The 12,298-nt window shown below is 41.1% G+C and carries 13 protein-coding genes; 5 read left to right on the top strand and 8 right to left on the bottom strand.

Translation table 11 applies throughout. The annotated features are described in order from the left end of the window. Positions 1–18 precede the first annotated feature (18 nt). From FTV11_RS00520 to FTV11_RS00505, 4 genes are read right to left on the bottom strand one after another with little or no spacing between them, the layout of a single operon-like run. The gene (locus FTV11_RS00520) at positions 19–585 is read right to left on the bottom strand and encodes a Maf-like protein (protein ID WP_168379037.1); all 567 of its coding nucleotides are present in this window, start codon (positions 583–585) and stop codon (positions 19–21) included. Next, positions 573–1,064, bottom strand: a complete 492-nt coding sequence (gene mreD / locus FTV11_RS00515; RefSeq protein ID WP_168379038.1) for a rod shape-determining protein MreD — start codon at positions 1,062–1,064, stop codon at positions 573–575. Before mreD ends, FTV11_RS00520 begins: the two co-directional genes overlap by 13 nt. After that, positions 1,051–1,908 (bottom strand): rod shape-determining protein MreC, encoded by an 858-nt coding sequence (mreC, locus tag FTV11_RS00510; RefSeq protein WP_078189984.1) that lies wholly within the window; start codon positions 1,906–1,908, stop codon positions 1,051–1,053. Before mreC ends, mreD begins: the two co-directional genes overlap by 14 nt. Before the next feature lie 16 nt (positions 1,909–1,924). Continuing rightward, complete coding sequence (locus FTV11_RS00505) at positions 1,925–2,971, bottom strand: rod shape-determining protein (protein WP_086178633.1); 1,047 nt, start codon at positions 2,969–2,971, stop codon at positions 1,925–1,927. A 133-nt stretch (positions 2,972–3,104) separates the two neighbouring features. Between FTV11_RS00505 and gatC the strand changes: the two genes are divergently transcribed. Genes gatC through gatB form a run of 3 tightly spaced genes read left to right on the top strand, consistent with a single transcriptional unit; the run spans position 3,105 to position 6,424 of the window. Then, the gene (gatC, locus tag FTV11_RS00500) at positions 3,105–3,419 is read left to right on the top strand and encodes an Asp-tRNA(Asn)/Glu-tRNA(Gln) amidotransferase subunit GatC (protein WP_078189985.1); all 315 of its coding nucleotides are present in this window, start codon (positions 3,105–3,107) and stop codon (positions 3,417–3,419) included. A gap of 51 nt (positions 3,420–3,470) precedes the next feature. Beyond that, complete coding sequence (gene gatA / locus FTV11_RS00495; RefSeq protein WP_180073210.1) at positions 3,471–4,949, top strand: Asp-tRNA(Asn)/Glu-tRNA(Gln) amidotransferase subunit GatA; 1,479 nt, start codon at positions 3,471–3,473, stop codon at positions 4,947–4,949. Continuing rightward, positions 4,949–6,424 (top strand): Asp-tRNA(Asn)/Glu-tRNA(Gln) amidotransferase subunit GatB, encoded by a 1,476-nt coding sequence (gene gatB / locus FTV11_RS00490; protein ID WP_180073209.1) that lies wholly within the window; start codon positions 4,949–4,951, stop codon positions 6,422–6,424. Before gatA ends, gatB begins: the two co-directional genes overlap by 1 nt. 30 nt (positions 6,425–6,454) lie before the next feature. Here the strand turns inward: gatB and FTV11_RS00485 are convergent, their stop codons facing one another. Next, positions 6,455–7,669, bottom strand: coding sequence for a hypothetical protein (locus FTV11_RS00485; protein WP_180073208.1), 1,215 nt, complete (start codon positions 7,667–7,669; stop codon positions 6,455–6,457). Positions 7,670–7,834: 165 nt separating this feature from the next. Between FTV11_RS00485 and FTV11_RS16980 the strand changes: the two genes are divergently transcribed. Continuing rightward, positions 7,835–8,014 (top strand): hypothetical protein, encoded by a 180-nt coding sequence (locus FTV11_RS16980; protein WP_257223106.1) that lies wholly within the window; start codon positions 7,835–7,837, stop codon positions 8,012–8,014. Positions 8,015–8,722: 708 nt separating this feature from the next. Beyond that, the gene (locus FTV11_RS00475) at positions 8,723–9,301 is read left to right on the top strand and encodes a DJ-1/PfpI family protein (protein ID WP_180073207.1); all 579 of its coding nucleotides are present in this window, start codon (positions 8,723–8,725) and stop codon (positions 9,299–9,301) included. A gap of 108 nt (positions 9,302–9,409) precedes the next feature. On the opposite strand, the gene FTV11_RS00470 is transcribed toward FTV11_RS00475, so the two are convergent. The 3 genes from FTV11_RS00470 to FTV11_RS00460 form a co-directional block, all read right to left on the bottom strand. Beyond that, positions 9,410–9,856: a hypothetical protein gene (locus tag FTV11_RS00470; protein WP_227591924.1), complete on the bottom strand. Its 447-nt coding sequence runs from the start codon at positions 9,854–9,856 to the stop codon at positions 9,410–9,412. Positions 9,857–10,004: 148 nt separating this feature from the next. Then, positions 10,005–10,850 (bottom strand): hypothetical protein, encoded by an 846-nt coding sequence (locus FTV11_RS00465; RefSeq protein WP_180073206.1) that lies wholly within the window; start codon positions 10,848–10,850, stop codon positions 10,005–10,007. A gap of 95 nt (positions 10,851–10,945) precedes the next feature. Next, complete coding sequence (locus FTV11_RS00460; protein WP_373685389.1) at positions 10,946–11,923, bottom strand: hypothetical protein; 978 nt, start codon at positions 11,921–11,923, stop codon at positions 10,946–10,948. Between the last annotated feature and the right edge of the window lie 375 nt (positions 11,924–12,298).

Genomic DNA, 12,298 nt, shown 5'->3' with positions numbered 1-12,298 from the left:
ATTCTTGTGTTGCAGCAGTTAATTTAATGCCTTAACTGTCTGTAATAACTGTACGGTTTCATGCAAAGGCAGCCCAACGACATTGCTGTAGCTCCCTTCAATACAAGGAATATAGCGCGCAGCAATTCCTTGAATGGCGTAGGCTCCCGCCTTGCCGATTGGTTCACCTGTTGCCCAATAGCTTTCCATGTCAGCTAGACTCAGCGTTTGAAATTCAACCTGTGTGCGCACTACTATACTGTATATTTGATCTTTTGTACTGACACAAACACCTGAAAACACATCATGTTTTCGTCCAGAGATCATTTCCCACATAGAAAAAGCATGTGCTTTCGACGCTGGTTTTCCTAAAATGTGCTCATCAACGCCTAAACTGGTATCGGCGGCAATAACAATAGCATCAGGGAATTGTTGTTGTACTGCGCAAGCTTTAGCACGTGCTAAACGCTCTACATAATCCGCTACAGGTTCTCCTTCCAACACGGACTCATCAATATCTGGACTGAAAATTTCAAATTCCAGACCTAATTGTTGCAATAGTTCGCGTCGTCGAGGAGAACTCGAAGCTAAAATTATATGCGCCATTTTCTCAAGAAGTAATACATGATTGGCCAAATGAGTAAGCTAGTAACAATTGGCTGCCAATGGCGGGCAAATGAAAACTGTGCTCCACCCATCACTTGAACAATCCACACAAACAGTAAATGCGCGAAAATTGCCATTGCAGCAATAATCCATAAATTACCAAATGTGAGGATACGACGTTCACGGGTCAAAAAGCGTGTCACAAATGCAATGACCACAAAACTCAGTGCGTTCATGCCAAATGGCGCATCAGTCAATAAGTCCGTAAAGAGACCTGTGGCAAATGCAAACCAAACACCGCACCATGTCGGCTGACAGAGGACCCAAAATAGCATGATCATCATCATGAATAATGGGCGCCAACCCGATAGGTCATAAGAAAGCGGATACACCATCAGCACGGATGCCAAAATGATGGAAAAGATAATTGGAAATAATGGGTCGCGCTCTGTATGACGACTAAGCTTAGCGAGTGACATGCGGTTGCTCCATCGCTAAAGAATCGGAAAATAGCACAACCACATGATGACCACCTGCCAATTGGGCAGCAGGATTGATATCAATTTGGGCAAATTCACCACTATTGTGACGACTGACTTTCGAGACTGTCCCCACCAAATATCCTGCTGGGAAATGTGCCCCTAGCCCTGAGCTATAGACTTTTTCACCGACTTTGATATTCGCACTGGTTGGCACGTATTCCATCTTAAGTCGACCTAAGTCACCTGTACCCGTAACGATTGCGCGCATACCTGTATGCTCCATACGCACGGATAAAGAGTGCTCTTTGTCTGAGAGCAACATGACACGGCTACTATGCGGGTAAACATTGATAATTTGCCCCATAATGCCCTTGTCATCGAGTACAGTTTGTCCCACTTTAAGCTGACTGCTGGCTCCACGGTTAATCACAATAATATGACGTAAGGGATCAGCATCAGTACCAATGACTTCGGCAATCTCCATACGACCATCAATGATGAGTGGTGTATCGAGTAGTCCACGTAGTCGAGTATTTTCAGCAGAAAGTTCAGAAAGTTTCTGTAAACGGACTTGAGCCTGAATTAACTCTGCTTGCATCGCGGTATTTTCACGACGTAATTGAGCTTCAGACTTGGTTTGTTGATTCAGCCATTCTCGCGATAACACTGGATAGCTTGCAAGGGCATAAATTGGATTATATGCCGCATACAAGACGTCTCTGGCCGGTTGAATTACATGTGGCATGCGCCAATCAAAGAAAAGCACCACCAAGCATGTAATCACCGCAATGATAAATGAGCGAAAAGATGGCGGTTGTCTTGAAAACAGTTGCGTTTGCACCCGCCGAGTCCTTTTCTTAGCCTACAAATAACATGTCATGATTTGGGTTATCGAAGAATTCGAGAACCTTACCACCACCACGTGTAACACATGATAGTGGATCTTCTGCAACCACGACAGGAAGACCTGTTTCTTTTGCAAGAAGCTTATCAAGATTGCGAAGTAATGCACCGCCACCAGTCAACACAATACCGCGTTCTGCGATGTCTGAAGACAACTCAGGTGGCGTTTGCTCTAGTGCAGATTTAACCGCAGCCACAATGTTTTGCAGTGGATCAGAAATCGCTTGAGTCACTTCATCAGAAGTTACGGTAATCGCACGAGGTACACCTTCAGCCAAGTTCCGACCACGGACTTCGATTTCCAAAGGTTTTGCACCTTCTTCTGGAAGCGCCATACCAACTTCTTTTTTGATGTTTTCTGCAGTGGTTTCACCAATCACACAACCATGTGCTTTACGCACGTAATTAATGATTTGTTCATCAAATACATCACCACCGATACGTAGTGAGTCTGCATAGACACAACCTTGAAGTGAAATGATCGCGATTTCAGTTGTACCACCACCAACATCGACAACCATCGAACCACAAGCTTGCTCAACAGGCATACCTGCACCAATTGCAGCAGCCATTGGCTCTTCAATTAAGCGAACTTCACGTGCACCTGCATTGTATACAGCTTCACGGATTGCACGGCGTTCCACCAACGTCGATTTACATGGCACACACACCACGACACGCGGTGCAGGTGGGAACAAACGTTTTTCGTGCACTTTGCCAATGAATTGATTCAACATCGTTTCAGTGACTTCAAAATCTGCAATCACACCATCTTTCATTGGGCGAATCGCAGAAATATTTGCAGGTGTACGACCTAGCATTTGCTTCGCGTCAAGACCTACTGCGGCAACGATTTTTTGTGAACCACTGTGGCGAATTGCCACCACCGTCGGTTCATTTAATATAATGCCTCGTCCTGGCGCATAAATAAGTGTATTTGCAGTGCCTAAATCAATGGCAAGATCCGGCGAAAACAAGCCAATTAGTCGTTTTAGAATCACGGGGACGTTCTCAGTTAAACTTTTATATGGACGCAAGGTGGCAACTTTAACTAAATGTGATGATTTGAACAAGTCAATCGCTTATTATAAGCCACGATATTTTGAATTTTTTTAATACTGATTAGGTAATGTTATGTCTACATCGGATGCACAGCATTCTGCAGATCTAAATGCACAAACAGTTTCAGCGATTGCCCATCTGGCTCGATTGTCGCTAGATGAAGCGCAATCTGCTGACTATGCTCAAAGTTTAAATAAAATTTTAGGCATGATGGAAACCCTGAAAGGCATCGATACTGACGGTGTTGAACCACTAAAAAGTCCATTCGACAATCCACAGCCCTTACGTGAAGACGTGGTATCTGAGACCAATCATCGCGAAGCATATCAAGCAGTTGCTCCTGCCGTACAGGATGGCTTGTACCTTGTTCCGCGTGTGATTGAATAATTTTTATTCAGATCAACATTTTTTCAAATTAAACGTAAAGAAATATTTCTCATGACAGATTTACATCGCTTATCAATTCGTGAATTGTCTGAAGGTTTGGCTGGCGCTAAATTTTCTTCACGCGAATTGACAGAACACTATTTAAAACGCATTGAAAAAATCGATGCTCAAGTCAAGTCATACGTGACCGTGACTGCTGAACAAGCACTTGCGCAAGCAGATGCGGCTGATGCTGCAATTAAATCAGGCAATGCAACTGCGTTGACCGGTGTACCAATTGCGCACAAAGATATTTTCTGTACCCAAGGCATTAAAACCACTGCTGGTTCTAAAATGCTGGACAATTTTATCTCTCCTTACGACGCAACCGTTGTAGCGAAAGGTAAAGCTGCGGGCCTCGTGACACTTGGTAAAGTGAACATGGACGAATTCGCCATGGGTTCGACCTCTGAAAACTCTTACTACGGCGCAACGGCGAATCCTTGGAATTTATCGCACGTTCCGGGCGGTTCATCAGGCGGTTCAGCTGCGGCTGTCGCGGCTGACCTTGCACCATTTGCAACAGGTACAGACACAGGCGGTTCAATCCGTCAGCCTGCATCATTTTGTGGTTTGACAGGTCTTAAACCAACATACGGACGTGTTTCTCGCTTCGGTATGATTGCATACGCATCATCTTTAGACCAAGGCGGCCCAATGGCGCGTTCGGCTGAAGACTGTGCATACCTCATGAACGTGATGGCAGGTCATGACGCGAAAGATTCAACTTCGGTTGAAAAAGATGTCGATAACTATGTGGCGAACCTCAACGGCACATCAGTAAAAGGCTTACGCATTGGTATTCCTAAGCAATACTTTAATGTTGCAGGCTTAGATGCTGACGTGAAAGCACGTGTTGAAGAATCTCTAAAAAAACTTGAAGAGATGGGCGCAATCTTGGTTGAGATTGACCTGAACATGACTGAAAGCTACGTGCCGACTTACTACTTGATCGCACCTGCTGAAGCTTCTTCAAACCTTTCTCGTTATGACGGCGTACGTTATGGCTACCGTGCAGAGAATCCAGTGGATTTGATGGACTTGTACAAGCGTTCACGTTCAGAAGGTTTTGGTAAGGAAGTTCAACAACGTATCTTGATTGGTACCTACGCGCTTTCTGCGGGTTACTACGATGCTTATTATGTGAAAGCACAGAAAGTACGTCGTTTAATCCAACAAGATTTCTTAAAAGCATTTGAATCTGTAGACGTGATTGCTGCCCCTGCTGCCCCAACGACTGCTTATAAGATTGGTGCAAACCTGTCTCCTGTAGAAATGTACTTAGGCGACATCTACACCATCGCAGTGAACTTGGCAGGTCTTCCTGCGATTAACGCGCCTGTTGGTTTTGACAAAGACAACTTGCCTGTTGGCTTACAGTTGATTGGTAACTACTGGTCAGAATCTCAATTGTTGTCTGTGGTGCATCAGTACCAACAAGCAACCGATTGGCATACTAAACGCGCTGCGATTGCTGAGGAGAATGCATAATGGCGAAGAACGCTGCTAAACCAAAATCTAACCTGATTGATGGTTGGGAAGTCGTTATTGGTATTGAGATTCACACTCAGCTTGCGACAAAATCTAAAATATTCTCAGGTTCTTCTACTGAATTTGGTAATGATGCAAATACGCAAGCGAGCCTTGTTGATCTTGCAATGCCGGGCGTATTGCCAGTATTGAACAAAGAAGTGGTTGATCTTGCGATTCGCTTTGGTTTGGGTATTGATGCTTACATCGACCAAGCTTCTGTGTTTGCACGTAAAAACTATTTCTACCCAGACTCTCCAAAAGGCTACCAAATCAGCCAAATGGACAACCCGATTGTGGGCTTGGGTCATATCGACATCCAGCTTGAAGATGGCACAGTAAAACGCATTGGTGTAACCCGTGCGCACCTTGAGGAAGATGCAGGTAAATCGATCCATGACCAATTTGAAGGCATGTCAGGCATCGACTTAAACCGTGCAGGCACACCTTTACTTGAAATCGTATCTGAACCTGATATGCGTTCGGTTGAAGAAGCGGTTGCCTACATTAAAGCGATTCATACGTTAGTGCGTTGGCTAGGCATTTCTGACGGTAACATGGCAGAAGGTTCATTCCGTGCTGACTGTAACGTGTCTTTACGTCGTCCGGGTCAACCGTTTGGTACACGCTGTGAGTTGAAAAACCTCAACTCATTCCGCTTCATTGAACAAGCGATTAACGTTGAAATCGAACGTCAAATGGAAATCCTAGAATGGGATGGCACGATTGACCAAGAAACACGTTTGTTCGACCCAGTGAAGATGGAAACGCGCTCAATGCGTTCGAAAGAAGAAGCGAACGATTACCGCTACTTCCCTGACCCTGACTTGTTGCCAGTTGTGATTGCAGACGCGCAAATTGAAGCGGCTCGTGCTGCGCTTCCTGAGTTGCCTGCTGCACGTCGTGCGCGTTTCGTGGCTGACTTTGGCGTGACTGAGTACGATGCGCACGTTTTAACGCTGACGCGTGAAATGTCAGAGTTTTATGAAGCTGTTGTAAACGCTGCGGGCGGCGCTGCTCAAGGTAAAGTGGCTGCTAACTGGGTGATGGGCGAATTCTCTGGCGCTTTAAACAAAGCGAGCCTAGAACTTGCTGACGCGCCTGTAACAGCAGAAAAACTTGGCGGCATGATTGCACGTATTGTGGACAACACAATTAACGGTAAGATTGCGAAGCAAGTGTTCGGCTTTATGTGGGAAGAAGGCAAAACTGCGGATGAAGTGATTGCGGAAAAAGGCTTGAAACAGGAAACTGATACAGGCGCAATTGAAGCAATTATTAAAGACGTGCTTGCTGCTAACGAGAAAATGGTTGAAGAGTATAAATCTGGTAAAGACAAAGCCTTTAACGGTTTAGTTGGTCAAGTGATGAAAGCAGCGAAAGGTAAAGCCAACCCTGCGCAAGTGAATGAATTAATGAAGAAATTAATTGGTTGATCTGATCAGCTTTGAAAAAGGAAACCCGCTTTAGAGCGGGTTTTTATTTAAGCGAAATCCTAGGTTAAAAGCTATTCCTAATTCAAATGAAAGTAAAATCATGAGTGCCATCACTATATTATTTGTCTTCAATAAGTATTCTGTATAGGATAACGTGATTTTTTCAGAGCTAGAACCTGATATCGGGTAGGTTATAAGCTGTGTAGATTCATTATATTTCAACCATTTATGATGAGATGCATTTCTTAATTTACTATCATATTCAAGACTAAAAATGTTAAAGATACTTGTATTCCCCTCAAAACATTTCATCTTTGTTGCCTTATCAATAGTTAAGTATCTTTGATATGTTAATTTTTCACTTTGAAATTCATCATATTTTCTTTGGTTTTCAATATTATTTAAAAAAGCTATCGTGTTTATATTTGAACCTAGAATCTCAAACACTTCACCATATATCATTTTTGTGCGCTTAAAATTAGTTGAAGAAACCTTCGAATTCTTAAATGTTTCAACCTCTAAACGTGCTTGCAAATTCATTTGCTTAAATTCTTGATAATTTGAAAAGAAAGTATCAAAAATCTCCATATAGTCATTAATTTTTTCTTCTAGATTAGGAAATAAATCATCATTGGCAAACCTATGAAATTCTGACTTATTTTTTTGTAAAATACTTCTAGAAAAATCTCCTAATATATCCATATCCCTAGTTAGCCGTTCACTACCAATAAACATCTCAATAAAACGAAATATTAACTCGGTTAACTCTTGTCCTTGAATAATTTTATCTCTCTGAAGTAAATTTCCTCTAATATTAAATTTGTATGCCTTATATAAATCTTTCCAAATTTCTTCAATGTTTGAAACTCCCATTACCCCCTCTATTTTTTCAGGATTATAATTTTCCCCAAAAGCTTCTTTAAGAATTTCATTCATTTGATATAAAAATGGTGAATATAATTCTTTATTCCTAACCTCATCTGGCACTGTGAAATCTGTACTGAGATTAACTACTAAAGATTTTTCTTCATCGACATCTCCACTTTCAATATAAATTAGATTTTCTAACTCATTAAATGAAATTTTCACCTGTGGTGGATTATCTAATAACAAAACTAATTTAGAATTAGCCTCACAATGTGGGCATGTAAAGTGTAACTCTTGCTTCAATCCATGAGAAATTTGCGTTCTAGTAGTTATAAATCCATCACAAGTTAAACATTGAAAATATATTCTTGAAATCATATTACCTTGATATTTCTATATAATTTTTCATATAAATTACTATATGATATTTCTATATAATTTTCATTACCTCTAGCAAATTAAAACAACATGACCATCAAAAAAGTATCTTCTATCGCAAAACTCGAAGACTTAGGACGCATTCAACTTTCCAAGTCCTTCTTTATGCGCGACTTTCTCTATAGTGAAATCGCCAATTGGTACGGTGTACCCAACGTCCCTGACCATCCTGATATTGCCATTCGTACGGGCTCGAAACTCTGCGAAGAACTACTTGAACCACTGCAAGAAAAGTTTGGACGTATTGCCATTCGCTCCGCTTACCGCTCACCAAGCGTGAACTAAATCGGCAATGAAAAAGGACACAACTGCGCGAGCAATGAGAAAAACTTTGCAAGCCATATTTGGGACTATCCTGACGCAAAAGGCTACGGTGCAACGGCGTGTATTATCATTCCCTCACTCATCGATTTAATTGAAAAAGACCCAAATAATTGGAAACAGATTGCATATTGGATTCACAATCACTTGCCATACAGTCATCTAGAATTTTTTAAAAAAGAAAATACGTTTTGTGCATTCAATATCGGTTGGCATGAGAAACCACTTAAAGAGATCAATAGCTATGTCACAGGATCTAAAGGCAAGCTGAAAGTAACGCATGAACCAAATCTAGACTATGAAAAATTTTATCCTGATTTGCTGTGATTTATCCCTCTCCCAATGGAGAGGGAGCTTTCAAAGTGAATAAATACTTAAACGATTTTTTGGATATCCCCCTCTCCTTTTAGGAGATAAGCAGCAGTGCTGCGCAAGGGAGAGGTAAATATTTAACTTTTTAAAACTTTGTGAAAAACACTAAAGTCATTAATAATTGATAACAGCTAGCCTACTAGACTCATCATAATTTGAACTATAACCATCCATAACTTTTTATAAATCTAAATAAAAATATACAACTAAAGAATTTACAGCCTGCTTAAAACTGTCATTCCAATATGCTAAGGTAAATGAAAAATTGATATAAATCATATTTCAACAGAGGGTTACATCATGTCAAAACAAATTCTGATGCTGGTTGGCGACTATGCCGAAGACTATGAAACCATGGTGCCATTCCAGTTTTTAACTGGTCTGGGCTATACCGTACATGCAGTCTGTCCAGACAAGAAAGCTGGTGACACAGTGGCAACTGCTATACACGACTTTGAAGGTGACCAGACCTATAGCGAAAAACGCGGCCATAACTTTGCCATTAACTATGACTTTAGTACGGTAAATACCGAAGACTATGTTGGTCTGGTGATTCCGGGTGGTCGTGCACCTGAATATTTACGTATGAATGCACGTGTGATTGAAATCGTACGCGAATTTGACGCAGCGAAAAAACCGATTGCAGCGGTTTGTCATGGTGCGCAAATTTTGGCAGCAGCCAATGTACTGAAAGGCCGCACCTGTTCCGCTTATCCTGCATGTGCCGCTGAAGTCAAATTGGCAGGCGGACAGTATGCCGATATTGCAGTCACGGATGCAGTGACCGACGGTCATTTAGTTACTGCTCCTGCTTGGCCTGCTCACCCTGCGTGGATGGCGCAATTTGTTAAAGCATTAGGCGCGACGATTACCATTTAATGCTCTAGCCACCAAACTAAAGCAAATTGGATCATCATCCATTTAGGGTGAATCCATAAAAAATGCTCCTTGTATAAAAGGAGCATTTTTTATTTACTCAAAATAAAATTAACGAACCACACCTAACTTATTCCAAATTTCTGGGGTTAAAAATTTAGTCACCAATTTATTCAAATCGACATAACGCAGTACGCCTTGTAATTGTTGTTTAATTTCAGGCGTCTTTAATATTTCATCCCCTGTGATACTACCAAGCTCTTGAAAACTTTCGCCTACAGCCTGTAGACCGTCGGCTTTAATTACGGCCTGCGTTTGCGTAGAACATTGCTCCACCAAAATTCGCTGCATCACTTGAGCTAGATTTTTATCGAGTTGCGTTTTTTGCGCATCACTGACATTACTGTATTGTTTTAAATCTGGATGCGCTGCCAATGCTGAAAAAGTCCATTGTAAAACTGCTGTTTTATCCGCCGCAGTGGTCGATTTCACTAAACATTGACTGAGCTGATCGACCGTCGGACTCGCCAAACTCACCTGAGTCGTCCCGAGCATCATGAGCGTCAATACAGCCAAACCTGCTGGTCGTGAAAAACGTAGATGTAATTTATTAGATAAACCGTAAGCCATAGACCAAACTCCCAAAAGCTTGAGTCACCTTTTTATCATGAAGTGCTGTATTTGCTGTTTGGTCTATGTAACTCAACTATTCATTTTTGCTAGTCGGTGCATAGATGAGAGGATGAATCGTTGGCCTTCTATTCCAATACCAGTAAAAATGTCCGTGGGTATCGAGCAAACTATGGGTGGTCAATGTCGATTTATTACTGTCACCTCGCCAACATGCAAGTGCTGCATTACGATTATTATGGAGGTCAATAAACTCAGGATTCGAATATTTTGGCTTCGCAGGAATGTAGAGAACATCTCCCGGATTGACCCATAAATCTGCCAAGTAAATCTTGCCTAGATTTGGAAAATAGCGTCCTACTGAGATGACCAGAGGCAATTGATCCCGATCGGTCGCGCTAAATATATGCGGAAAGTCGTGATGTTCTAAATCAGTAGCCACAAAAGGAAATAAGGTTTTTCCACTACAGTCAGGCTTACCGCCATCTAGATAGGCAAAACAATGACCTGCCATCATGCCGTATTCATAATGAATCTCTGACAGTCGTTTTTGATTTGAATGAATCTGAATCGCTTCACCTGCCTGAACTAAGGTGATACCAAAAGCTGCCGCGGTTTCTTTGCTTGCCACCAATGGCATAAACTCGAAGTGTTGCCCTTCAAATTCAAGCTCCGTTTGCTCCCCCCAATTGGTAATTTTAGTCGAAATTTCAGAAGGAACCGCGTAGGGATTTCCCATCGTCATTTGCGCATTGGTTGGTGACTCGGTAATTAAATGAATCCCTGCCCCAAGTGATGCTAAATATGTTGGATGCCCACGATCATTCAAAAAGAAGGGTGTTTGCTCGATATTGACTGTAATTTCTGCCAATTCTCGGTCAAATAATGGTGCATTAAAATAAGTTTCATTTACTGAACTCATGGTTTTTCCTTATTATTTTTTAAAATTTTATCTGAGTACATGAATGGATCAGGATAAAAGCTTATTTCCCCAAATGGCTTTTATCCTGTTGAGGTTTATTTCATACGATTCAACATATTTTTTGCCCCTGCGTGGTTATAGTTGGTCGCCAAGTTTTGTAGGATGCCTTTTGCTCTTGCATTGGCGTTTGGATAACTTTTGCTATATGCAGGCACTGAGGTTAAGCATTTTGCAACGAGCATACCTGATTCAGCATAGGCTCTATTGGCATTTGCACCATTTAATTTGCCATAGCTATAAGCGCGCTGTGCATTATTACAAGCGGTGACTTGGTTTTTTCCCGCATTTAAGTCACGTCGTGCATTCACATATAAGCGCATTTGTATCTGCTGCGATGTTTCTGCAACTGGTTTCGCTGTTGGTTTGTTTTCAGGCTCTTTGGCTTTGGTTTCTTTTTTAGTCTCTACTTCTTTTTTTGTTTCATCTTTCGCATTGCTTTTTGTTGTCGTTGCTTTTGCTTTTGCTTTGCTTGATGTGGCTTTTTTAGCAACAGCTTCTTCTTGTTTATTATAATTTTTGCGACGTTCTTCGGGTCCGATGATTGCTGTATACAAACTCACTAAGCGGGTTTCAGAACGGTCATTTGATTTACGCTCTGAAACGGGTTCAATTGCAACCATCCAGCGTTGTCCATCTGCCTGACTACACTGAAATACGCCTGTGCCCTGTTTTATACTGCTATAGGTCGCTAATAATTTACGACTCCATGCATTTTTGACTTGGTTCAAATTGCTTTTATTCAGTTGAATAAATTTGCCATTTTTGGCTTGGCAGTAACTGCTCATATTTTGCTTGGGTATAACTGATTCTGCTTCCATATTTTTCTTTTGTGGCCCCCAATCATAGACGTATTCTTTCGCCTTCCCATTTGAGCTATTTAGCCCTTTTTGATTGATCACTTCTTGTGGTGATGCATAATGATTAAATGAATTTGGGTTTAAACTCTGCATGGTTGTACAACCATGTAATCCAAATCCAATACTCCCCACCCATAACATTGCCTTTAAATTCACAGCAAAAATCTCAAAAATTTCACCCTTAAAAAATAGCGTAATTTAGTGCCTTTCACAATTTTATAATCTTGATTTTATTTATTATTTTTATAAATTTAATCACTAAAATCGCATACGTTTGAGATCTATACATATGTTGTTCATTTTAATTTGATGAATTTCACATTTTATTTAAGTGTATTTGTTTATCCTTGGTGAACGGTCATCATCGTTCCCTTTTAGGTTATTTCGCAAGCATTTATGTATCGCTATGTGCTTATCAAATCTGCCATCAGAACAAGCCTCTATTATTAATCATGATATAAAACTAGGCTTATCTAGGATTCGAGCGACAATATGGAATCGAGTAAAAAAACAGCTCATCTAAAAATATTA

It is taken from the genome of Acinetobacter sp. YH12231 (genome assembly GCF_013417755.1).
GTDB classification, from domain to species: Bacteria; Pseudomonadota; Gammaproteobacteria; order Pseudomonadales; family Moraxellaceae; genus Acinetobacter; species Acinetobacter amyesii.
This window is presented reverse-complemented; position numbering and strand designations above follow the sequence as displayed.